The 22,989-nt window shown below is 71.2% G+C and carries 19 protein-coding genes and 4 pseudogenes; 10 read left to right on the forward strand and 13 right to left on the reverse strand.

Features of this window, described 5'->3' with window-relative positions; genetic code table 11:
• Positions 1-94: 94 nt before the first annotated feature.
• Entirely contained in the window at positions 95-1,321 is a 1,227-nt protein-coding gene (gene thrS, locus AB0E77_RS22615) for a threonine--tRNA ligase (RefSeq protein ID WP_361573416.1), read from the forward strand.
• A gap of 114 nt (positions 1,322-1,435) precedes the next feature.
• Here thrS and AB0E77_RS22620 read toward each other — a convergent pair whose 3' ends face one another.
• Together AB0E77_RS22620 and AB0E77_RS22625 are read right to left on the reverse strand one after the other, a co-directional pair.
• Positions 1,436-3,124, reverse strand: coding sequence for a hypothetical protein (locus AB0E77_RS22620; protein WP_361573377.1), 1,689 nt, complete (start codon positions 3,122-3,124; stop codon positions 1,436-1,438).
• A 150-nt stretch (positions 3,125-3,274) separates the two neighbouring features.
• On the reverse strand, positions 3,275-4,315 hold the full coding sequence (locus AB0E77_RS22625; protein WP_361573418.1) for a glycosyltransferase family 4 protein: 1,041 nt from the start codon (positions 4,313-4,315) through the stop codon (positions 3,275-3,277).
• 638 nt (positions 4,316-4,953) lie between these two features.
• Here AB0E77_RS22625 and AB0E77_RS22630 point away from each other — a divergent pair.
• Positions 4,954-6,303: a hypothetical protein gene (locus AB0E77_RS22630; RefSeq protein WP_361573379.1), complete on the forward strand. Its 1,350-nt coding sequence runs from the start codon at positions 4,954-4,956 to the stop codon at positions 6,301-6,303.
• A gap of 262 nt (positions 6,304-6,565) precedes the next feature.
• Here AB0E77_RS22630 and AB0E77_RS22635 read toward each other — a convergent pair.
• Positions 6,566-6,670, reverse strand: a pseudogene (locus AB0E77_RS22635) (cupin domain-containing protein); the annotation flags it as partial.
• Positions 6,671-6,678: 8 nt separating this feature from the next.
• Between AB0E77_RS22635 and AB0E77_RS22640 the strand changes: the two are divergent.
• Positions 6,679-6,894, forward strand: a pseudogene (locus AB0E77_RS22640) (LysR family transcriptional regulator); the annotation flags it as partial.
• 1 nt (position 6,895) lies between these two features.
• Here AB0E77_RS22640 and AB0E77_RS22645 read toward each other — a convergent pair.
• Together AB0E77_RS22645 and AB0E77_RS22650 are read right to left on the reverse strand one after the other, a co-directional pair.
• A pseudogene (locus AB0E77_RS22645) lies at positions 6,896-7,132 on the reverse strand (SRPBCC family protein); the annotation flags it as partial.
• A 60-nt stretch (positions 7,133-7,192) separates the two neighbouring features.
• Complete coding sequence (locus tag AB0E77_RS22650) at positions 7,193-7,495, reverse strand: hypothetical protein (protein ID WP_361573381.1); 303 nt, start codon at positions 7,493-7,495, stop codon at positions 7,193-7,195.
• Positions 7,496-7,972: 477 nt separating this feature from the next.
• Here AB0E77_RS22650 and AB0E77_RS22655 point away from each other — a divergent pair, with 477 nt between their 5' ends.
• Positions 7,973-8,530, forward strand: a complete 558-nt coding sequence (locus AB0E77_RS22655; protein WP_361573383.1) for a hypothetical protein — start codon at positions 7,973-7,975, stop codon at positions 8,528-8,530.
• A 292-nt stretch (positions 8,531-8,822) separates the two neighbouring features.
• Here the strand turns inward: AB0E77_RS22655 and AB0E77_RS22660 are convergent, their stop codons facing one another.
• Positions 8,823-9,812 carry an aldo/keto reductase gene (locus tag AB0E77_RS22660; RefSeq protein WP_361573385.1) on the reverse strand — a complete coding sequence of 330 codons (990 nt, stop codon included), beginning with the start codon at positions 9,810-9,812 and terminating at the stop codon, positions 8,823-8,825.
• Positions 9,813-10,284: 472 nt separating this feature from the next.
• Between AB0E77_RS22660 and AB0E77_RS22665 the strand changes: the two genes are divergently transcribed.
• The gene (locus AB0E77_RS22665) at positions 10,285-10,479 is read left to right on the forward strand and encodes a hypothetical protein (protein WP_359405708.1); all 195 of its coding nucleotides are present in this window, start codon (positions 10,285-10,287) and stop codon (positions 10,477-10,479) included.
• 555 nt (positions 10,480-11,034) lie between these two features.
• Positions 11,035-12,300, forward strand: coding sequence for a sulfite oxidase (locus AB0E77_RS22670; RefSeq protein WP_361573388.1), 1,266 nt, complete (start codon positions 11,035-11,037; stop codon positions 12,298-12,300).
• A gap of 93 nt (positions 12,301-12,393) precedes the next feature.
• Here AB0E77_RS22670 and AB0E77_RS22675 read toward each other — a convergent pair whose 3' ends face one another.
• Complete coding sequence (locus tag AB0E77_RS22675) at positions 12,394-13,179, reverse strand: helix-turn-helix transcriptional regulator (protein ID WP_361573390.1); 786 nt, start codon at positions 13,177-13,179, stop codon at positions 12,394-12,396.
• Between the two features lie 55 nt (positions 13,180-13,234).
• Between AB0E77_RS22675 and AB0E77_RS22680 the strand changes: the two genes are divergently transcribed.
• Positions 13,235-14,422, forward strand: a complete 1,188-nt coding sequence (locus AB0E77_RS22680) for an MFS transporter (RefSeq protein ID WP_361573392.1) — start codon at positions 13,235-13,237, stop codon at positions 14,420-14,422.
• 594 nt (positions 14,423-15,016) lie between these two features.
• On the forward strand, positions 15,017-17,662 hold the full coding sequence (locus AB0E77_RS22685; protein ID WP_361573420.1) for a Helicase associated domain protein: 2,646 nt from the start codon (positions 15,017-15,019) through the stop codon (positions 17,660-17,662).
• A gap of 292 nt (positions 17,663-17,954) precedes the next feature.
• On the opposite strand, the gene AB0E77_RS22690 is transcribed toward AB0E77_RS22685, so the two are convergent.
• On the reverse strand, positions 17,955-18,428 hold the full coding sequence (locus AB0E77_RS22690) for a carboxymuconolactone decarboxylase family protein (protein WP_361573367.1): 474 nt from the start codon (positions 18,426-18,428) through the stop codon (positions 17,955-17,957).
• Positions 18,429-18,783: 355 nt separating this feature from the next.
• Here AB0E77_RS22690 and AB0E77_RS22695 point away from each other — a divergent pair, with 355 nt between their 5' ends.
• The gene (locus AB0E77_RS22695) at positions 18,784-19,179 is read left to right on the forward strand and encodes a hypothetical protein (protein ID WP_361573394.1); all 396 of its coding nucleotides are present in this window, start codon (positions 18,784-18,786) and stop codon (positions 19,177-19,179) included.
• 300 nt (positions 19,180-19,479) lie between these two features.
• On the forward strand, positions 19,480-20,220 hold the full coding sequence (locus AB0E77_RS22700; protein ID WP_361573396.1) for an alpha/beta hydrolase: 741 nt from the start codon (positions 19,480-19,482) through the stop codon (positions 20,218-20,220).
• A gap of 124 nt (positions 20,221-20,344) precedes the next feature.
• On the opposite strand, the pseudogene AB0E77_RS22705 reads toward AB0E77_RS22700, so the two are convergent.
• The 5 genes and pseudogenes from AB0E77_RS22705 to AB0E77_RS22725 all read right to left on the reverse strand — a co-directional run.
• Positions 20,345-21,004: pseudogene (locus AB0E77_RS22705) on the reverse strand (MFS transporter); the annotation flags it as partial.
• A gap of 36 nt (positions 21,005-21,040) precedes the next feature.
• A complete protein-coding gene (locus AB0E77_RS22710) occupies positions 21,041-21,343 on the reverse strand; it encodes a hypothetical protein (RefSeq protein WP_361573398.1) in 303 nt (100 codons plus the stop codon).
• A 91-nt stretch (positions 21,344-21,434) separates the two neighbouring features.
• Positions 21,435-21,680: a helix-turn-helix domain-containing protein gene (locus AB0E77_RS22715; RefSeq protein ID WP_361573422.1), complete on the reverse strand. Its 246-nt coding sequence runs from the start codon at positions 21,678-21,680 to the stop codon at positions 21,435-21,437.
• Positions 21,681-21,781: 101 nt separating this feature from the next.
• Entirely contained in the window at positions 21,782-22,651 is an 870-nt protein-coding gene (locus AB0E77_RS22720; protein ID WP_361573400.1) for a virginiamycin B lyase, read from the reverse strand.
• Between the two features lie 35 nt (positions 22,652-22,686).
• The coding region (locus tag AB0E77_RS22725; RefSeq protein WP_361573402.1) for a CatB-related O-acetyltransferase at positions 22,687-22,989 on the reverse strand (303 nt) is incomplete at its 5' end.

Consider the following 22,989-nt stretch of genomic DNA (forward strand, 5'->3'; position numbering starts at 1 on the left):
CGACCTGATCCGAAGCCCCGGGGCAAGTGCCCCGGGGCTTCGTCGTGGGCCCGGTCACTTGCTCCGCCACCTCAGGGAGACCTCGATGACCACCGTGCACGACCACCGCAGGATCGGCCGTGAACTGGGCCTGTTCGACACCGACCCGCTGATCGGCGCCGGCCTGCCGTACTGGCTGCCCGACGGCGCGGCCGTGCGGCACACCCTCGAGGAGTACATCCGTGCCGCCGAGCGGCGGGCGGGCTACCAGCACGTGTACTCACCGGTCCTCGGCAAGCGGGAGCTCTACGAGATCTCGGGCCACTGGGCGCACTACAGCGACGACATGTTCCCCCCGATGGACGTCGGCGGCGAGCAGGTCGTCCTGCGGCCGAGTCTGTGCCCCCATCACGCGGTGATCTACCGCTCCCGCTCGCACAGCTACCGCGAACTGCCCTTGCGCATGGCCGAGCTGGGCGGCATGTACCGCTCCGAGCTCTCCGGCGTGCTCGGCGGGCTGATCCGGGTGCGGGCGATCCAGCTGAACGACGCGCACATCTTCTGCACTCTGGACCAGGTCGCCGAGGAGGCACAGGGCGCGCTGGAGATGATCCGCCGCGCGTACGAGGCGCTCGGCATCACCCCGTCCCGCTACCGGCTCTCCCTGCCGGGCCCCGGCGGCAAGTACGTCGCCGCACCGGAGAAGTGGCGGCGGTCCACCGCCCTGCTGACCGACGTCCTCGACCGCTTCGGCCTGCCCTACGAGGCGGCCGAGGGAGAGGCCGCCTTCTACGGACCCAAGATCGACGTCCAGGTCAGCGACGGTGCCGGCCGGGAGTCCACCCTGTCCACCGTCCAGGTCGACTTCCACCAGCCCGAACGGTTCGACCTGCACTACACCGGCGCGGGCGGCGCGAAGCACCGCCCGGTCATGGTCCACCGCAGCGTCATCGGCAGCGTGGAACGTGCCGTCGCCCACCTCATCGACCAGCACGGCGGCGCCTTCCCGGCCTGGCTCGCCCCCACCCAGCTGGTCATCCTCCCGGTCTCCGACACCGAACTGCCGAACGCCACCACCCTCGCCCGCCACTGCACCCGCCTGGGGCTGCGTGCCCGTATCGCGGAACCGGACCGCGGGAGTCTGGGCGCCCGTGTCCGGGACAACCGCCTGGTGCCCTACCAAGCCGTCATCGGCGCCAAGGAGTCCGCCGACGACAGCGTCGCACTGCGCCTGCGCGACGGCCGCCGCCTCGACCCACGGCCGGTCGACGACGTACTCACCCGCATCAGCGCGCTCATCGAGGCCCACAGCACCGACCTGTGGGCCGACGCCACCTCGTGATGGTCGGGCAGTGCTGGAGCGGGCCCGGCCGCGGCAGCCTGCTGCACGTCCTCCCGGGCGCGGGGACGGCGTGCAGCACGGCTGTGTCAGGTGCCGAGGTCGGGCTCCGGGGGGTCAGACGACGTCGATGGGGGTGGAAGGGGAGGTGTGGTCGCCGATGGTGAAGGCCACGCTGGTCTGCCCCGTGGGGGTGGCGTCGGAGGCGCTGACACAGACCCACATCACCGATCGGGAACCGGACGTGGGGATGGCGAGGTCGACGTCGGTGAAGGTCAGTGCCCGGCCGTCGTCGGAGATCCCGCCCCGGTAGACCACCGGGCTTCCCGCGCCGGTCCAGACCGTGAGCTGATGGTCGGGGTTGGTCTCGGTGCCGAATCGCATGGCGGCGTCGGCGGGCAGGGTCGCGGTGACCGTCTGCAAGGGGATGGCCTGCGACCCGTTATTGCGGACCTGTACGCCCGGGTACACGGGCGCTCCTGCCCGTTCCGCCCGCACCCGGCCCTCCCCCGGGCTGACGGTGAATGCCGGGGTGACCACGACCGTGGTCGAGCGGGAGTACCTGCCGCCGACGGTGAAGGTCAGACTGGATGCTCCCAGTGGCGCATCGTGGTCGGCGCCGACACCGACCCACATCACCGTGGTGCCGGGCAGTTGCAGGTCGACGCCCGAGAAGGTCAGCGAGGTACCGTCCTCGGACAGGCTTCCGGGACAGCGGGTGGTTTCTCCCGCGGCGCTCTGCAGGGTCAGCTGGTAGTCGGCGAGTGTGGAGGTGCCGAACAACAGACCGCGGCCCTCCGGAAGCGTCACCGTCACCGATACGGGGTCGAAGGCCGTGTCTGCCGCCACCCTCACTCCGGGGTAGCCGGCCGCTCCTCCTTGGCGTACCTGTACGTCCGGCGGGCCGCCCGGCGTCACGGTGAACTCCGACCACTGCAACACCACCTGCCCGCGGTTTCCGGCGTCCCCGACCGGTGACTGGTACAGGGGGTCGTCCTTGCCGCCGGCCCGGGTTCCGTTCCCGGGCACGGTCCGCCCCTCAGTGACGCCGGGACCACCGGCGAAGCTGCTGCCGCCTGCACCGCCACTGGCAAGGTATGCCGTGCCGGTCCCGACGAAAAGGCCACCGCCACCACCCGCGTAGCCGGCACCACCGCCGGAAGCACCGCCGTAGCCGGCGCCTCCGCCTCCGCCCATTCCCGGGATCGGAATCCGGCCCCCGGGCGATCCCTTGACGTGGGCACCGCCGTTCTCTCCGGTGTTGCCGCCGCGACCTCCGTAGTTGCCGTTCGAGGAAGTGGCGCCGCCGGCGCCGCCGGTGGACCCTGACGCTTTGCGTGCGGGAGTTCCGGTCCATCCGCCCGTGGAGTAGGCGCTTGCGTCGGAGCCGCTGGTGCCGCCGCCCGCGCCGCCGCGTGCGTCCGGGTTGCTGGTGCCGCCTCCTCCGCCGCCGGCGATCAGCATGGTCTTGCCCAGCCGTTGGCTGTACACGCCGCTCATTCCGCCACCGCCTTCCGGTCCGCCTCCCAGGTCGACGACGATCCGCAAGGTTTCGCCGGGCACTACGGCGATGCGCCCGGTGGCGAAGCCACCGCCACCGCCTGTGTTGGTTCGGCCACCGCCACCGCCCCAGCAGCGGGCGTCGATCGTCGTGACGCCCGGGGGGACGATGAAGTTGTCGACGCTGCCGGTGTAGTCGAAACGCTGACTGTGGGTGTACGGGCCGACCGGCGCACTGTCGGCCGGTTCGATCGCCGCGCGTGGCTCGATCACACTGACGATCTCGGTGACGGTGTCCTGGGTCATGATGTGTGGTCCCTTCTTTGCTGCTGGCATGGCTCGGTGGTGTGCTGCAGGCAACTGCGCGCGGGTTACCGCCTTGGTCTACGGGTGCGTGTGCGGGCTCCACGGCTGTGACATATCCGGCTGTGCGGATGGTGGCGGGAGGCGAGTTCGTCACGGACGCCACATGCGGCTGACGGCGCGCCGGCGGATGCTGGTGCGGGGGCTGGTGTCCCACAGCGTTTCGATGGCGTCGCACCACTGGTCGAGGTCGGGGGCGGCGCTGAGTTCGATGGAGCGGGCCTTGGCCCGCAGGGAGGCCTGCATCCAGTTGGCCGGGTCCCGCAGGGCGGTGAGGGCGTGGATCCAGGCGCCCAGGTCGTCGCGGTAGGCGAAGATGCCGGCGTCGCCGAGGGATTCGATCAGGCCGGGGGTGGGGTGGGCGATGACGGGGATGCCGGAGGCGAACGCTTCGATGGCGACGCGTCCCCAGGACTCGTACAGGCTGGGCATGAGCATCACGCGGGAGCGGCGGTAGACGTGGTCGCGCATCTGGCGGCCCGGGACGCCGTCGACGACCTCGCAGTTGGGCAGGCGCGGTGGTGGCATGATCTGCTGGCCGTAGGCGCCGCGGACGCCGAGGAAATTCCACTCTGGGCTCCAGGCGGCGATCTGCCAGAACAGTTCGCCGCCCTTGTCGGCGTTGAGGTTGACCAGGGTGGCGGCTTCGCCGGGTTCGGTGCGGTATTCGTCGGCCAGGACCGGGGGGCGCACGACGATGCTGTTGCGGGGCAGGAACTCGCGCGGGTAGCGGGCGTAGAAGATTTCGCCGTCGCGGCGGATCCACTCGCTGTTGTAGACGACGAGGTCGGCGCCGGCGGCGTTGTGGAAGCTGGTCGCGAAGTTGTCGTGGCAGATCACGGCAAGCGGGATGCGGCGGTCCCTGGCGAGTCCTGCCAGGACCGGCACGTTCTCGAAGTGGGACAGCAGTACGTCGGCCTCGGCGGCCTGGGCGGCGAAGTCCAGGCCCTCCTGGAAGGGAACGACCCGCACGCCGTCGATCTCGTAGCGCTTCTCGGTCTTTCCGGGGTGCGACAGCCAGACGGTCACGTCATGGCCGCGCTCGGCCAGGGGGCGGAGCATCGAGTGCAGCATCCACTCCGAGCCCGCGTTGTGGTCCGGCGGGTAGCCGTACACCCGGGCCACCAGGGACATCCGCCGCCTGGTGGGGGCGGCGGCCAGCCGGTAGGGACGCAGTGCCGCTGGGTCCACACGCAAAAGGATCTTCTCCAAGCGCATCGAGATACGAGAGTTCGCCGGCACACCCACCGGATGGGCTGCCCGCCCGCCCGGCCACGGTGTTGTCGCCGAGCGGCACCGACGCCCCGGCGGTCACGCCGAGAACACCAGCACCCCGCTACCTACCCTTCGTGATCGACTGGACACGAAGGGTGCGCAATTGGAGCGGGCGCGCGGAGGCATTCAACCCCTCAGCCGCACAACTCGGTTGACCGCGCAAGCGCCCCCTGGGGGCGCCCCCCCCCAGAGACCGTTTCGCCAGGCACTGTGCCCCGCACGCCGGAGCGTCAGCCGCCCGCCACCCCCACAAGGCGCGGCCCCCGTACGCCGGCGCACCGGCCACGAGCACATCACGCCGTCACTTTCTTCCCATTTATTCACTCACACGGAGGAGTTGGCGGTTCACCCCGAATGGTGTGGCAAGGCTGCCGGTAGCAGCAATGCTGCGGGGCGCCGCTGACTCACCACCTGAGCCGGCCCCTTCACCTTCCCCGCACCTTGTCCGGCCTGGCCGGTCGCGAACGGGCCAGGACTCACACCCACGGGAGTTTGGCATGACTACAACAATCGAGCCCGCTGTCGACGTCGAGCCCACGGACTCGGCCGAAACGGGTATCGAGACACTCGGATACGCGAACCGGTTCGCGGTATGGGATTCGGAGTTCCGCTACGACGGACGCATCCGCGTCCCCGCGGGCGTCAAGATCAGCAAGGTCGAGTACGCCTACTACGGCCGGGACGACAAGAACTACATCACCGCCGTCGTCGTGCCGCGAGGCCAGATGGGCATCAACCAGGAGTACGAGATCGTCGACCTCACGTTCCTGGAGGACTCCGACGTCATCACGTTCACGCTGCGCGGCGACCTCAACGTCGACGCCGCCCCGGAGAAGGGGCAGTACAGCCGCACGTACCAACTCGGCGTGCGTCTCAGCCTCAACGACGGCACCACCCGCACCACCCACGTGCCGGTGGAGGTCCTGTGGCCCCACTACAACGCGGACCAGGGGTACGCCGGGCGGCCGTTCGTCCGCCTGCCCTACGACACGGGCTGGGGCGGAACCCCCAACAGCCAGGCCGGGTTCGGGTACGTGTCCGACAACGGCTACGTCGCCGAGAAGCTCATCGTCGACCTGGTCAATCCCCGACAGGGCATCAAGGACGTGGCCAGCAACTACAGCGACCACGTGTACTGGCAACTGCTCCACGAGGACGGCACGCCCTCCCACCTCACCCCCGACCCGGTCAAGCTCAACGTCAAGGGTCACCAGGGCGGTGGCACCGGCGACAAGAAGATCCTCGAAGCCCTCAACCTGAGGGACGCCGGCGACAAGCCCGGGTACTACCGGTTCCTGGTCTGGCCGCAGTCCATCGACACGGCCAGCGGCAAGACCAGCATCCTCAGCTGGGACCGCAACAAGCTCGAAGACGCCTTCCAGATCGGCAGCATCTACTACCGCTACACCGCCACCGGCGCGACCGGCGCCCGCTTCGACGTGGTCCCGGGCGGCCCGCCGGACGTGAAGCTGTCCGCCGACGGCCCCGTCGGCTACCCCGGAGTGCGGCTCAGCACCGACGACGGCCCCGTCCCCGTGCACGACGTCCAGGTCGCCCTGCCCCCGGGCATGGGACTGGCGTTCGTCGCGGAAGGCAACCCCGGCTACATGCTGACCGTGCTCGACGCCGACGGAGCAGCGAAGCACTACCGCGGGCAGCTCTCCGCCGACGGCCAGACACTCACCTTCTCCAAGGTCAACCTGGCCCTCGCCGGCAAGTCCTCGAACTCCATCGCGTTCGTCGCGGTCAGGGCGACCGACCCCAACGCCACCGGCCGTACCTCGCTCACCTTCCAGGTGGGAAGCCAGAGCAGCCGGAGCACCCCCATCGAGGTCGGAGCCGGCTGACCCGTCACCGTCCGAGCCGCCCGCGCCTGGTCCCTCCCACCGGGCCGGGCGGCCTCGGCAGACCACCCGCGAACGCGGACCCGACAAGCTGCCCAGGGTGTCCGCCACAGACGGCCGGCCTCGGGTGTGCCTTGATCTCCCGGTCGACCACCAACCGCCACCCGGACGCATTCGCCTGCACGACTACGGTTTCCGCAAGGTGTGCGGTGCGGACAACGCCGACGACCGCGGCCGACGTCATCGAGGGAGGGAGCGATGCCGGTCAGCCGAACCCGGTGGCCGGCTCGGTCGAGTACCGTTTCATCGCATCGATGCTGGCCTGTGGCGTCAGCTGTCGGCCGTCGGTGAGCGCGTCCCGAAGGTCTCGTCGACCGGAACGACCGCCGCTGGTTCCCGTTCCCACAGGGAACCGACCCCAACTGGCAGGCGTACTGGAACGGCGGCAGACCGCGCGAGGGACCTGTGGTGCGCGCCGTCCACGAATGCCTGCAGGCCGTGCTGTGGAACGGAACGGTCGGCCTGGCCCCGCCCGGACACGACTCGCCCACGGAGTTGGCCGTGGTACCGCTCATCGACATGGCGCCGAGCCGAGGAAGGGGGCCTGGAGGATGGCGTAACTGTAGTGGCGTTCGGTGTCGTTGAAGTCGACGAGGCGTTCGACGATGATCTCGCCCTCGGTGTTCTTCAGCCGTCGGACCCGGCCGCCTTCGAGCGGGGTGCTCTCGGGGATGTAGGGGAGCCAGTCGGGCAGGGCGTCGAAGCCGCCGATGAGGCTCCAGACCTTCTCGGGCGAGGCGGGGACGATGCGGCTGACGGATGTCGAGGCCATGGGGCTTCTCCGGATGGTGGTGCTGGCGTGGGGGGTCGAGGGTTCGGGCGACGGTGCCGGTCAGGCACCGTCGGGCAGCGGGGCGGCCGGGCTGACCAGGCCCGCGGCGCGCAGGTCGGTCCAGAAGGCGGCCGGGATGATCACGGAGACCGGACCGCCGTCCGTGCCGAGCGCCCGGCCCTGGCCGCCGAGGTCCGCTCCGACGCCATGCAAGTGATCACGCTGGCCACCTGATGCGGGCCTGATCAGGCGCTTGAGCAGGGGTGCGGCCGCACGGTTCTCCGCCAGCCGGCGCCGCTCCTGTTCGTCCGGCTCCAGCCCGGGACACAGCTCATCGAACATCGCCGGCACGCCGTCACTCATCGCCGCCGGACAGCACACCCGTTCACGGCGGTCCCACTTCCGGCAAGTTCTTGGGCCATCCGTCACGACACCGCCGGCTGCGCCGTCTCGGTCACCCCCTAGGGACCATGGCCGTCGGCGTCCGGGCACCTGCCCATCCGCCGACGAAGATCCCCGGCCCCACCCCGGCCTGGCACCGGTGGGCGTGTCGTCGGTGTCGACCCGTCCCGCATCGGATGTCCGTTGGGCGAGTCCTGCGTGAAACGAGCTTCCGTATGCACCGCTCCGGTAGCCGGACACAGCGATGCCGGGACGGTGACGCGGTGCTCGGACTCGACCCGCGGTGCCCGGCCGGCACGGCGAGAGTCCCATCCGGACAACACTCCGAACGGACGCGGCCGGTTGGTCGTTCCGTCCGACCAGATGTGCACTGGGGGAAGCAGCCCCGCTCGGTGGGCCGCGTGCCGCCCGCAGGGGGCGGACGACCACGGAGAACCCATGAAACGGCACATCAGGACAGTCACCACGCTCGCCTCCACCCTGCTGGTCGCCACCGCGACGGCCGGATGTTCGCACAACGGAGATGAAGGCGGCGCCGGCGTCGCGGAGACCCACAATGCCGCGGACGAACTCGACACCGACGTGGTGCCGGCGGCGACCTCGTCGGCCGACCCCATGGTCGACGTCAAGGACAGCACGTACGGCAAGATGCTGGTCGACGAGAAGGGCAGGACGCTCTACCTCTTCGAGAAGGACACGAAAGACACGTCGCAGTGCGATGACGCCTGCGCCGAGGCGTGGCCGCCCTTCACCGTCAAGTCGACCCCGGGCGCGGGCAACGGGCTGAAGAAGAACCTGCTCAAGACCACCAAGCGGGACGACGGCTCCGAACAGGTGACGTACAACGGGCACCCGCTGTACCGGTTCGCCGAAGACCACAAGGCAGGCGACATCAACGGGCAGGACGTCGACGCCTTCGGTGCCAAGTGGTTCGTCGTCGACCCCGACGGCGAGAAGATCACCACCAAGCCCCGAACGGGCGACGGCGGTTATTGACCTCCAGTCGGTCCGGTCACCAGCGCGTGGAGACAGACTCTACGCGGAGAGGTTGCTCAGGGTGTGGGGGCGCCGTCGGCGGCGCCGGAGAGCGGGCAGCCGACGCTCCCGCCGCGTACGGTGATGACGGCGTCGGCGCAGATGTGTCCCCGTAGCGAAAGGCGGACGGGCCGGACAGGGGTTGTCGCCCCGCCCGGGCCGTCCGCGCTTTCGACACGCGCCCGAAAGTCGCCTCTGCCCTGGTTGTCCCTGAGCACTGCATGGAGAGGGTTCCGGCCGCACGGCCGCGCGACTACCTATTGACCGACCGCATCCCCGCCTCGTCGTACCGCTCCCCCGCCGCCTCCGGCAGCTCCGCGGCGATGCGCGCCAGGTCGTCCTCGGTCAGCTCGACGTCGACCGCTCCTGCGTTCTGTTCCAGGTAGGTGCGGCGCTTGGTGCCCGGGATCGGCACCAGGTGCTCACCCTGGGCCAGTACCCAGGCGACGGCCAGCTGGGCCGGGGTCACCTCCTTCTCGGCGGCGATCTCCTTCACCTTGGCCGCCAGACGCAGGTTCGCCTCCAGGTTGGCGTCCTGGAAACGCGGGTTCTGCCGGCGCCAGTCGTTCGCGTCCAGTTCGTCCGGCGTGGTGAACCTCCCGGCGAGGAAGCCCCGCCCGAGCGGCGAGTACGGCACGAAGCCGATCCCCAGCTCCCGGCAGGCGGGCAGCACCTCGGCCTCCACGTCCCGCGACCACAGCGAGTACTCGCTCTGCACGGCGGTGATCGGGTGCACGGCGTGAGCCCGCCGGATCGTCTCCGCGCTCGCCTCGCTGAGCCCGATGTGCCGCACCTTGCCCTCGGCCACCAGCTCGCCCAGCGCGCCGACGGTCTCCTCGATGGGCACCTTCGGGTCGACCCGGTGCTGGTAGTACAGGTCGATGTGGTCGGTGCCCAGGCGCCGCAGCGAGCCGTGGACCGAGCTGTGCACGTGATCGGCCGAGCCGTCCTGCGGGCCGACGGTGCCGGTGTCGCCCGGTACGGCTTTGTCCATCCGGTAGTTGAACTTGGTCGCGATCACGTACTCGTCGCGGTGGCCCCGGATGGCCTCGCCGACGAGTGACTCGTTGGTGAGCGGGCCGTACATCTGGGCCGTGTCGAGGAAGGTGATGCCGAGCTCGAGGGCGCGCCGGATGGTGGCGATGCCCTCGTCCTCGTCGGCGGAGCCGTAGAACGCGGACATGCCCATGCACCCCAGGCCGATGGCCGACACCTCGAGCTCTCTCAGACTGCGCTTCTGCATGACGTGTGCCGGTTCCTTCCCTGCGTGTTCGTTCGTGGTCCAGCGGCGCGGGAGCCACACGTCCATCCAGCGACGGCCGGCGCCGACCGGCATCCCGAACCGGTGCCGTGTGGCCATCGCCGTCACCGTCGCCGTCACCACGACGCTACGGGCTGAAGTGCACTCCAGCGCAAGCGGCTCGGCGGGCGCTGCGTGCGTGATCTCAGGAGTCCGCCGACCAGACGCCTTGCGCGGGGACCCACGCCTCGGGGCCGGGCGTGGGCACGCGGGGATTGCGCGACCGGATCGGGTCTGTGGGACCGGACCGTCGCCGCAGTCCTCTCAGCGGTCGGCGAGGGTGACGACATCGGCTGGACCGTGTCGGTGGACTCGATCGTCAGAACCCGGCCGCGCAGCATGTTTCGGGGGGAACCCGTGAGTCACCCGGGTGAGGGAAACGTGTTCCCGCGTAGGTGGATCGAGGAGAACAGTCATGTCGAACCCGCAACAGCCCGAGCTGAGGCGCAGCGACAAGGGAGCGGCCACTTCGGAGGACAGTCAGGCCCGTAAGGCGGCCCAGCCCGCCCGCGGGAGCGGCGGCCGTGCCCACGGTACCGACCGCGGCGACAAGGGCGGAGGAGAGGGCGGCGGTACGCCTCCCGAGCAGCAGCCGGACCACCCGGCCTGAGTCCCGCCGCACGGACGAGCGCGAGCCGGGCCCTGCCCCGATGACTGCGCGGCGAGTCCCGACGTCGTCGGGCAGTCGGCCGCGCACCACCGTCATCGGGTGGACGGCCGCGCTACGCGCCCGGGCGGCGATCGCTCGTCTTCCCGGCAGTACGCGACCTGCGGAATCATGGCCGGCTCCGCTCGGCGTCGGAGCCGAAAGGGCTGCCACCACCGGGACCGCGCGGTGCCGCCGGAACCGGCGACCCACTCGGTGAGTACGCCGTTCCGGCCCGCGCGGGCCGCCGCTTCCGTAGCATGGAGGCATGATCCTCAGCCGACGCCGCACCACCGCCCCGCGGTTCTGTGTGCTCGTCCTCCACGGCTGTTGTTGATCCCCGACGAGTGATCCGCGCCGCGCGGTCCCCGTCCACCCGCCGGGTGGGCTCGCCGCGCCGGTGCCGAGCGCCGCCCCAGGGCCACTCACCGCCCCGGGCCTTCCACCTCGATCTCCGCGTCCCCGACGCACCGTCCTCCCTCCGGCGAGGGCCGTGCTGCGGGCGAAAGGCAGGCCGCCATGCGTATTTCCGAAACCGCTCACGACCGCCGCAGACTCCGCCAGTGGCTGGCCGGCGAGGCACGCGCCGACGGCGTCGCCCGCCGCGACATGCTCCGCCTCCTCGCGGCCGTGGGACTCACCGGCGCCGCCGCCGCGGCGCCGGGCCCCCTCGCACGGTCCGCCGACCGGGCCGTGACCACGGCCGGGATCATCAAGCCCCTGCCCGAGGCGTGGTTCACCGTCCGCGGCACCAACGCCGAGACCCGGTTCGCCGCCCTCGCCGGAACCGGGTACCACACCCCCAACGAGCGCTTCTTCGTCCGCAACCACACCACGACGCCCGTCCTCGACGCCGCCGACTGGTCGCTCACCGTCTGGGGTGACGGCCTCCGCCACCGCCGCCGGGTCGAGTTCTCCCTCGACGACCTGAAGGCCTTCCCGGCCGTCTCGCACAGCGCGTTCGTGGAGTGCGCGGGCAACGGGCGCAGCCTGTTCACCACCCAGCAGGGTCAGTCCGTCAGCGGCACCGCCTGGACGCTCGGCGCGATCGGCGCCGCCCGCTGGCGCGGCGTCCGCCTCGCCGACGTCCTCAGGCGGGCCGGTCTGGACCGGTGCGCAGTGGACGTCATGCCGCGTGGTCTCGACGCCCCCTACGTCACCGCCGACGGCACCGACCTCGGCCGGGTCCGCCGTCCGCTGCCGCTCTCCAAGGCCCTCGACGACGTCCTGCTCGTTCACGAGATGAACGGCGAACCCCTGCCACCCGATCACGGGCACCCCGTCCGGCTTCTGGTGCCGTCCTGGATCGGTGTCGCCTCCATCAAGTGGATCGGCGACGTCGAGGTGGCGGCGCAACCCCTCTACTCCCCCTGGAACACCGACTTCTACCGGCTCTTCGGAAACGCCCATCCGGCCGACGGCAGCGCCCCGCTGACCCGGCAGACCGTCAAGAGCGCCTTCGAGCTGGACCGGGACGCGAACCTGTCCGCCGGCACCGCGCACCGGCTCACCGGGCGGTCCTGGTCCGGGACCGGGGGCGTCGTCCGGGTCGAGGTCAGTACGGACGGAGGCACCACATGGGGCGAGGCCAGGCTGCACGACCGGCCGCGCCGGGACGGCTGGGTCCGCTGGTCCATCCGGTGGCGGCCGTCGGCCCCCGGCCCCTGCATCCTGCTGGCCCGGGCCACCGACAGCACCGGACGGACCCAGCCGGACACCACCGCCGCCAACACACAGGGCTACCTCTTCGACGCAGTCGTCCGACACCCGGTGCGTGTCGTTTGAGAGCGACGAGGCGATTCCGTGCCTGGGTGATCACTCCGATGTGGACCACCCAGCCCGGCACGTGGCACGTGGCGAGCGTTGCCTGCTGCGGCATCAGGGCCCGTGTGACACGTGACCTCGCCGACTGGGGCCTGTGTCAACTGGTGGACGGGTGCCGGGGGTGTGGCCGAACGTGCGGCGGTAGACGTCGATGAAGGTGCTGGCGGAGGACCAGCCGCAGCGGTGGGCGACGGCGGTGACGGAGGTGTCCTCGGCCAGAAGGATCAGGGCGTGGTGGAGCCTGATCTGGGTGCGCCACTGGGGGTAGGTGAGGCCGAGGTCGTCGCGCAGACGGCGGGAGAGGGTGCGGGCGCCGGCGCCGATCTGGCGTCCCAGGTCGTCGAGCGTGCGGTTGTCGGCCGGGTCGGTGCGCAGGATGTCGTGCAGTTCGCGGAGCAGGGGGTCGGTGGGGACGGGCAGATGAAGGGGCTGCTCGGGGGAGACGGTGAGCTGGTCGAGCATGACGGCGCGCAGGCGGTGGTGGCGTGGGCTGTCGTTGTCGGGGTCGCGGGTGTAGGCCACGATGAGTTCGCGCAGGAGGGGGCTGACGGCAAGGACTGCTGGTTCGTCCAGGCCGAGAGGGTTTTCGGTGGTGGGCAGGCCGACGAGGTGGAGGTCGAGTTCACCGTGTGCCTGATGCTGGTGGACGGTGCCGGCGGGGATCCAGAGCGCCCGGGTGGCGGGGGCGATCCAGGAGCCGGCGTCGGTGGTCACTGCGATGATGCCGCGGCTGGCGTACGCGATCTGGTGGTCGTCGTGGCGGTGCGCGTCGATCTCGCCGCCGGAGGCCAGGCGCTGGGTCCGGGTCGGCGCGACAGGAGCGTGGCGGATTTCCTGCATCACCTGTCAATCTATCGAAAGTGCGACACCGAGTGCATCTCCCAGCATGGGTGGAGTGCGAAGGAATACATCGATCTTGCTGCTGGCCGTGGGGCACGCCTGTGTCGACATCTATCAGGGTGCCGCCGCGGCGCTGATCCCGTTCTTCGTGGCCGAACGGGACTACACCTACGCGGTCGCTTCCGGCATCGTGCTGGCCGCGTCCCTGCTGTCGTCGGTCGCCCAGCCGCTGTTCGGGGTGCTCACCGACCGGTGGGCGATGCCGTGGCTGCTGCCGCTCAGCACCGTGCTGGGCGGGGTGGGTATCGCGCTCAGCGGCCTGAGCGGCTCCTACGGGCTCACGCTGTTCTTCGTCGCTGTCTCCGGTGTCGGCGTGGCCGCCTACCACCCGGAGTCGGCCCGTGTGGCCCGGCTGGCCAGCGAAGGCAGTCACAGCGCGATGGGCTGGTTCTCCCTCGGTGGCAACATCGGCTTCGCGCTCGCCCCGCTCATGGTGGCGGCCGCGATCGGACGCGGTTCCCTGCACTGGACGCCCGTACTCGTCCTGCCTGCTCTTGCCGGCGCCGCTCTGTGCGTGCCCGTCCTGCGGATGCTCGCCCGGCCCCACACCGGCGTGGCCACGACGCCGGTGCCCCGTGGCGCGGACGACGTGGCCTCGTTCGTGAAGCTGTCCCTGGCGGTCGTCTTCCGCTCCATCGTGTTCACCGGCCTGAGCACCTTCGTCTCCCTCTACGCCCAGCAGCGCATGCACGGCAGCACCACTGCGGGCACCGTCGCCCTGTTCCTGCTGTTCCTCGGCGGCGCCGTCGGCTCGGTCCTTGGCGGCTCCCTGGCAGGCCGCTACGACCGCGTTCGCGTCTCGCGCTGGTCCTACCTGCTCTCCGTCGCCGCCGTCAGCGGAGTGATCTACGCACCGGGCCCGGCCATGTTCCTCTGCGTGGCCCTCACCTCAACCGGCCTGTACGTCCCCTTCTCCCTCCAGGTCACCCTCGGCCAGGACTACCTGCCCTCCCGCATCGGCACCGCCAGCGGCATCACCCTCGGCCTCACCGTCAGCATCGGCGGCCTCGTCAGTCCCCTGCTGGGGCACCTCGCCGACTCCACCACCCTCCGGACTGCCCTCACCCCCCTGATCGCCATGCCCGCTCTGAGCTGGTTCCTCTTCCGCGTCCTGCCCGAACCCACCGCCCCCGGCCGCCGGGCTGACGCATCCGCGCCCGTATCCGCACGACAAGGCGCGTAGGCCCGCCCGGACCGGCGACTCCACGCACGACCCGCCGGGCGGACGAGAACGTGTCCGAGCGATGAGTATGCATCGAGCGGGGGAAGCCGGGACGGCCCGGTGCGGGTCGGGAGGCGGGACGACGAGGCAAGCCGTGCAGGCGACGCCGGGCGGTTGGTGACCCCGACGACTGCGCCGGCATCAGCACCTTCACCAGCGAGCCGCCGTCCCGACCCCGGCTGGCCCCCCGGCCGGGGAACGAGTGGTCGCGCCTGGCGCGTTCGCCGCACGCCCCGGTGTGCGGGTCGCGCAGCGTGGGGAGGGCGGACGGGCTGTCTGCGGTCGGTGTTCGCGTCGCCAGCGGGTGGCTGGGGCGGATTCGTAGTGCCGTGTGGTGCAGGCGGGGGGAGTAGGTGGAGACGGGCGCCGTCGAGGTCTTCGAAAGACCGGTGGTGGTTGCCGTCACCGTCGTCACGTAGGCAGACCGCGGGTTTCGGGACTTACGGTGGCAGGGTCATGGGGCCGGGCGAGGCTTGGGGCATTCTGTCTGAGGTTCCGGTGCTCTGGAAGGCACGGCCCAGCGGGTCGTTGGAGGGGAGGAGGTGCGTGAGTCCTGTGATCAGTCTCCGGGAGCATCAGGTGACCCAGAAGACGAGCGTTCGCGAATGGGTCAGGCTGTTTGCAAGAGCGTCTGTTCCTCCGCAGGGAGCGCGGGGAACGCTGGTGTCCGCCACCGGGTCCGGCAAGACGATCACGGCTGCCGCGAGCGCGCTGGAGTGCTTCCCCGGCGGACGGATCCTGGTGACCGTGCCGACCCTGGATCTGCTCGTGCAGACCGCCCAGGCGTGGCGGGCCGTCGGTCATCGCTCCCCGATGGTGGCGGTGTGCTCGCTCGAGAACGATGCCGTCCTCACCTCGCTGGGGGTGCGCACCACCACCAACGCGGTCCAGCTCGCGCTGTGGGCGGGGTCCGGTCCGGTCGTCGTGTTCGCCACCTACGCCTCGCTGGTGGACCGTGAGGACATCGACGCACCGGCCGGTCAGCGGTGGGTCCGCGGGCCGCTGGAAGCCGCTCTGGCGGGCGGGGCACGGCTCTACGGGCAGCGGATGGCGGGCTTCGACCTCGCCATCGTGGACGAAGCCCACTCGACCGCTGGTGAGCTCGGCAGACCGTGGGCGGCGATCCACGACAACGAGCGGATCCCCGCCGGCTTCCGGCTCTACCTCACCGCCACGCCGCGCATCCTCGCCTCTCCCCGTCCGCAGCGGGGCGCGGCCGGCCAGGAGGTGGATGTCGCCAGCATGGCCGACGACCCGGACGGCACGTACGGTCCGTGGCTCGCCGAGCTCGGCCTCTCGGAGGCCATCGAGCGGGGCATCCTCGCCGGATTCGAGATCGACGTCCTGGAGATCCGCGATCCCTCCCCCGTCCTGGAGGAGTCCGCGGAGGCGCGGCGGGGCCGGCGTCTGGCGCTTCTGCAGACCGCACTGCTGGAACATGCGGCGAAGTGGAACCTCAGGACCGTCATGACGTTCCATCAGAAGGTCGAGGAGGCGGCCGCCTTCGCGGGGAAGCTGCTGGAGACGGCCGCCGAGCTGTACGCGGGGGAAATGCCGGCGGAGTCCGACGAGAGGGTGGAGGGGCTGCCCGCGTCGTCGATCGGTGCGGAGCCGTACGAGCTGGAAGCCGGCCGGCACGTGCCGCCGGACCGGGTCTGGTCGGCATGGTTGTGCGGGGACCACCTCGTGTCCGAGCGGCGCGAGGTACTGCGGCAGTTCGCCAACGGCGTCGACTCGGCCGGCCGCAGGGTGCACCGGGCGTTCCTCGCCAGTTGTCGCGTCCTGGGGGAAGGCGTGGACATCACCGGCGAGCGGGGGGTCGAGGCCGTGTGCTTCGCGGACACCCGCGGATCGCAGGTGGAGATCGTGCAGAACATCGGCCGGGCTCTGCGGCTCAACCGTGACGGTTCCTCCAAGGTGGCGCGGATCATCGTGCCCGTCTTCCTCGAACCCGACGAAGACCCCACCGACATGATCGCCTCCGCGAGCTTCAAGCCGCTCGTGGCCGTCCTCCAGGGGTTGCGCTCGCACGACGAACGACTCGTCGAGCAGCTCGCCTCACGTGCCCTCACCAGCGGCAGGCGCAGGGTCCATGTCCAGCGTGACGCGGAGGGGCGGATCGTCGGGAGCAGTGGCGCCGGTGACGGCGGGCGGGAGGAGCCGGGCGGCTCGGGTGGCGCGGTCGAGTCCGCGCTGTTGCACTTCTCCACGCCCCGGGATGCGGTCACGGTCGCGGCGTTCTTGCGGACTCGGGTCTACCGGCCGGAGTCGCTGGTGTGGCTCGAGGGCTATCAGGCGTTGCTGCGGTGGCGCAGGGAGCGCGGGATCTCCGGTCTTCACGCCGTTCCTTATGACGTGGAGACGGAGGTGGGGGTGACGAAGGCGTTTCCGCTGGGACGATGGGTGCATCAGCAGCGGAAGGCGTTGCGGGCCGGGGAGCTGGAGGATCGGCGCCGGAAGCTTCTGGATGCGCCGGAGGCAGGAATGGTCTGGGAGCCGGGCGAGGAGGCCTGGGAGACGAAGCTGGCGGTGCTGCGTTCCTACCGGCGGGCCACGGGGCACCTGGCGCCGCGGCAGGATGCGGTGTGGGGAGACGCCGAGGGCGAGCTGGTCCCGGTCGGGCAGCACATGGCCAACCTCCGGCGAGCGGGCGGCCTGGGGAAGGACCCCGGGCGGGCGGCTGCGCGTGCGGCCCAGCTGAGCGCCATCGACCCCGACTGGAACTGCCCCTGGCCCCTGGACTGGCAGCGCCACTACCGGGTTCTCGCGGATCTGGTCGATGCCGATGGTCATCTTCCCGACATCGCGCCCGGTGTCTTCATGGACGGCGATGACATCGGGCGCTGGCTGAGGCGGCAGACTGGGCCCGTCGCCTGGAGACAGCTGTCCCCCGAGCAGCGGGAGCGGCTGTCCGGGATCGGTGTGGGGCCCGCGCAGGCGCCGTCTCCGGTCCCTGCGGCCGGGCGCGCGAAGAGGGGGTCGGGCAAGGCTCAGCAGGCGTTCCAGCGGGGGCTGGCAGCACTGGCGCAGTGGGTCGAGCGGGAGGGGCAGCGGCCGGTGCCGCGAAAGGCGATCGAGGTTCTGCCCGACGGGACGGAGACGAAGCTGGGCGTCTGGGTGTCGAACACCCGGTCGCGGCGCGACAAGCTCACCGGCGAGCAGGTGCGGGCACTGCGGGAGCTGGGGATGGAGTGGGTGTAGCCGGCGCGGCTCGGCTCGCCGGTTCGCCCCGGGGGTTCGCTGCCGGAGGTGCTTCGCCTGGGACGTCTGGTGGTGGTTCCCGATCCGTCTGGTCCGCAGCCACAGCAGCCTGTGCTGCGTCGGCCAGTGGTGGTGGTGCTGAGGCGGGGGCGGGCTGCCGGTGCCGGCACGACAGTCTCGGCGTGCGTTCGGGTCCGTACGGCCTTATCAGGTGCGGCTGTGCGCGCGTGGCTCTCCCCGGGCTGCTGTGGGGGCAGTGGCCCGGGGAGGCTGGGGGTTGTCGGGGGTGGTGTCAGTGGTGGAGGCCGGGCTGGTAGGAGCCCGCGGGCAGCTGGACGGTGATGTTCAGGCGGTTGGCCGCGTTCATGAAGGCGATCAGGGCCACCAGGGCGGAGAGCTGGTCCTCGGGGTAGTGCTTGGCCGCCGTGTCCCAGATCTCGTCGCCGACGCCGCCCGCGCCCTCTCCGATACGGGTGGCTTCCTCGGCGAGTGCCAGCGCGGCGCGCTCGGCGTCCGTGAAGACCGTCGCCTCCCGCCAGGCGGCCACCAGGTGCAGGCGCACCGCGGACTCGCCGGCCGCGGCGGCGTCCTTGGTGTGCATGTCGATGCAGGCCGCGCAGCCGTTGATCTGGCTGACACGCAGGGCCACCAGTTCCTGGGTCGTGGCCGGCAGCGGCGAGGCCTTGACGGCCTTGCCCGCACCCATGAGGTGCTTGAGGACATCGGCGGTGGCCGGGCTGGCGGCGAGGTTGAGTCGTGCCTCCATGGCGGTGGTCCTTCCGTTGTGGTGCATGTTCACACTCATGGGACGAAATGGGCCATACCGCCTGTGACACGGGCGAATGTGACGTACGTCACTCTCGGGGATCCGGGTGTGGCGCAGCACCCGGCCGCCCGGCCACGGACACCGCTCCACACAGCGCCCCCCCCGGGGCGCGTCACGGCAGTTCCGTCTGTGCGGGCTGCCGCACCCGGCTCGTCCAGGGCCGCCATCCGCCCAGCCGTCCGATTTACGCGGAACGAGGCGTTCGGCGTAGACATGCCCACGCATTCGGCTACTGTGGCCGTCAGCCGCGGGGGCGGTCTGCCTGTCGCGGTGGCCGAGCCACCAGGGGGATCGAGTGAGCAACAAGAGTGTGTCCGTCAGTCGGCGGTCGAAGGTGACGATGACGGTCGGGGCCCTGGCCATGACCACCGGCCTCACGCTGGGAGGCGCCTCACCCGCATCCGCCGGCGAAGGCGCGCACGCGTACGCTCCGGGGAAGGCCGCGTTCGGGCAATTCGTCGACGTCGGTGACAAGTTCAGGATCAAGGACACCCAGATGGACGGCTTCGCCGTCTACATCAAGTACGTCACCGGCAACGGCAAGTCGGGCACCATCAAGAACACGCTCGGGTACGGCAAGTGGCGCTCCGAGACCGTGGCCCTGCCCGAGGGCACGCACGTCGCCTTCAACGTGTGCGTAGCCGACATCGGCGCCGACTCCTGCAGCACCATCAAATCGGCCGTGGCCTGACCTGCCCATCCTTGGGGCCGGGCCATACCTCATGGTGGCCGGGCGGATGCTTCACCCGGCCGGCGTCGACCGAAGTCCTGGCCCAGGCGCGGGTGCGGGACGTGTCGGCCGAGGCTTCGCCGGAAAAGGTTTGGCCGACGGGCGGCGGGCGCTGCTAGATTCACGGAGGCCGTGCGAGAGAACGAGGAGGTGGTACCTGTGAACACAGTATCGACATGGGTGCTCCCCTCCAGGGTCACGGTCGGGCGATAGGCAGGTCGTCCGGGAGCGCCGTTCAGTGCACTCCCGAAAGGTACGACCATGCTTTTCACTTCCGAGCAGCGCCTCGACGACGGCGTCCTCGAACGTGAGTTCACCCTCGGTGAGATTCCCGGCTTCCTGTGGACGCCCGAGGCCGCATCCGCTTCCGCACCCGTGCCACTGATCCTGCTCGGCCACCCCACGCTCGGGCTGCGCACGATGTACCCCCGGCTGGTGGCCCGGGCCCTGCACTCCGCGGCGGAGGGCTTCGCCACGGCCACCATCGAGCTTCCCGGAAGCGGTGACCGGCCCAGCTGGCCCGCTCTCGACCGGGCCCGCGCCGACGTGCGCCGGGCGATGCGGGCCGGCGAGCCGGTCAGCGACGAGATGGTCGACGCCCTCGTCCTCCCGCTGGTCGACAAGGCGGTCCCGGAGTGGCAGACCGCGCTCGACGTCCTTCTGTCGCTGCCCGAGATCGGCGGTCCGGTCGGGTACTCGGGGGGAGTGATCTCCATCGGGATCCGGCTGGCGGTGGTCGAGCCGCGCATCAGGGCCGCCGGTCTGTTCGCGGGGAGCCTCGTGCCCCGCGTCATGTTCGAGGAGGCCCGGCAGGTCACCGTGCCGCTGCATGTCCTGCTGCAGTGGGACGACGAAGGCAACGACCGTCAAGCGGCCCTGGACCTGTTCGACGCCTTCGGTTCCGAGGAGAAGTCCCTGCACGCCAACATGGGCGGGCACACCGGCGTCCCGCAGTTCGCAGGCGAGGCCGCGGCCCAATTCTTCACACGCCACCTGAAGTGAGGCCGGGTCCGGGCGGAACTGTGGACGGCGCTTTCTGATTCGGCCGTCACTTGCTGTGCGTAGGGCCCCTGTTGAGCACCGGGGCAGGGGCCCTCTCTGACTCGCTCGGCCACCTCGCGGCGCGTCAGACGGCGCTCTCCCGAACAGGGTCCCGGGCGTCCGGGGCGTCCGGGGGCTCGGCCGTGGCTGTGGCGCGCAGCGCCGCCTCGACCCGGCTGTTGCTGGTCATGGTCGCGGTGACGGTGGTCATGGTGAGGAGGAGGCCGGCCGCCGTGCAGAGCGGGGCGCGTACGTCGTAGGCGGTGGCCAGCCAGCCGCCGAGGACGGCGCCGAACGGGGCGGCGCACATGGCGAGCATGCGGGAGGTGGAGGCGACCCGGCCCATCAGGTGAGTGGGGACGATCGCCTGTCGGAGGGAGGGGCCGAGCACCATCGTGGCGCCCATGCCCGCGCCGCAGACGGCGAGCGCGAGGGCGGCGACGTACGGGTTCGGGGCGGCGGCGAGGCCCAGGACGGCGAGTCCCTCGGCTGCGGCCGTGCAGGTCAGTGCCGTGCCGGTGCCGAGTCGCCGGCCGAGGAAGGATGCGATGCCCGCGCCGAGCAGGCCGCCGGTGGCCTCCGCCGTCAGAAGCAACCCGAAGCCGAAGGTACCGACCCCGAGCCGGTCGTGCGCGAAGAGGGCGAGTACCGTCTCCACGGCGAGGAAGGCGATGTTCCCGACCGCCGGACGCAGCGCGAGACCGAGGAGCAGGCGGTCCCCGAACACATACGAGGCGCGGGAGCGCTTCTGCCCCGCGCGTGAACGCTGGCGTGCCCGCTTCTACAGGGTCAGGCCCCGCTCGAGCACCGCGAGGGCCCGCTCGACCATCTCCGGAAGATCGTCCTCCTGGCTGTGGTCACCCCACAGCACCTGGTGGAACCCGCCCATGACGGCGCCGACGACGACCCTCAGTTCGAGGTCGTCCTCCGGGCGACCGGTGCGCTCGGCGAGCACCGCGCACGAGGCCGCGACCATGGTGTCCCGCGTCTCCCGCACCAACGCCCGGACCGCGGGCCCCTCGCTCACCAGCTTGCGCCGCCGGCCGTACTCGGTGCTCACGTCGTCGCTCAGGGCGCGCACCATGCCCGTGACCGACTCCCGCAGGGCGACGATCGGAGGTTCGTCGGCGGAGCGGGCGCGGAGCAGTTCGATGCTGGACTCGCGTAACTGTCCGTCAGGACGATGTGTTCCTGCTGGGGAAGTACCGGAAGACGGTGCTCGGCGACACTTCGGCCGCCGCGGCGATCTGCTCGATGGTCGTGTTGTCGTAGCCCCGCTCGTCGAGCAGCCGGCGGGCTGCCTCCCGGATGGCCCGGCTGGTGCGCAGCTTCTTCCGTTCGCGCAGGCCGGGGGCGTCAGGGTCTCCGCCCCGGCCCGCTCCCCCCGCCTCCTTCGCCTCCTCCCCCTTGCTGTTCGGCAGCTTGAAGACGCTGAGGACGGCCCTTCAGGGCTTCGCCGCCGACCGGTGTCCCGGCCGCCGCACCGGCGGCAACTGCTGACGGTGCGGCGGGGGTGGTGTGTTCAGGCGGTGCCGTTCAGCGGGGTGATGCGGGCGAGTGAGCCGGTTTCCAGGGCGGTCCACAGGGCGCCGTCGGGGCCGACGGTGATGCCGTGCGGTTCGGAGCGCGGTGTGGGCAGGTCGTGGACGGTGACGGAGCCGTCGGGGGTGATCGTGCCGACGCGGTTGCCGCCCCATTCGGTGAACCAGGCGGTGCCGTCGCCGTGGACGGTGACGGCGTGCGGCCGGGCGGCGCGGTCGGGCAGCGGGAACTCGGTGATCCGCCCGTCCGGAGTGATCCGGCCGATCTGCCCGGCGGCGATCTCGGCGAACCAGAGCGCTCCGTCGTGGCCCGCCGCGATCCCGACGGGCGCGGCGGCCTCGGTCGGCAGGGGGTGGAGCGTGACGGCACCGTCCATGCCGATCCGCCCGAGGGAGTTGGCCTGATTGAGGGTGAACCACATCCCCCCGTCGCCGCCGGCGGTGATCGCCGAGGGGAACGCGCCCGTGACGGGCAACGGGAACTCGGTGACACGGCCGTCGAGGGTGATGCGGCCGACGCGGTCGGCGGCGGTCTCGGTGAACCAGAGCGCGCCGTCGGGTCCCGCCGCGATGCCGAAGGGCCCGCAGCCGGGTGTGGGCAGGCCGAACTCGTCGATCACGCCGGCGGTGGTGATGCGTCCGATCCGGTCCGCCCGGTACTCGGTGAACCACAGCGCGCCGTCCGGGCCGGGGGTGATGACGGTAGGCCCGCTGTCGGGGGCGAGGCGGTGGCTCGTCGGCTCCCCGCCGGGGACGAGGCGGCCGATCCGGCCGCTGTGGACGAGGGTGAACCACAGGGCGCCGTCCGGTCCCGTGGTGAGGGCGTAGGGTCCGGCCGCACTGTCGGCCACGGTGTGCTCTTCGATGGATACCTGGGGCACGTGGTTCAAAGGGACTTCCCCTGTCCGTGCGCGGTGGCGATGCGTTCGATGTCGGCCGGGGTTCCGGCCATGATGGTGCGGGCGTGTTCGGTGACCAGGTCGGCCGGCCAGTCCCACCAGGCGGCACGCCGCAGCCGTTCGACGTCGGCGTCGTCGAAGCGCTGCCTGATGGGCCTGGCCGGGTTGCCGCCGACGATCGTGTAGGGCGGGACATCGGCGGTGACCACGGCGCCGGCCGCGATGATGGCGCCGTCGCCGATCCGTACGCCGGGCATGACGGTCGCCCGGTAGCCGAACCAGACGTCGTT

The organism is Streptomyces sp. NPDC032940 (assembly GCF_040636935.1).
Taxonomy (GTDB): domain Bacteria; phylum Actinomycetota; class Actinomycetes; order Streptomycetales; family Streptomycetaceae; genus Streptomyces.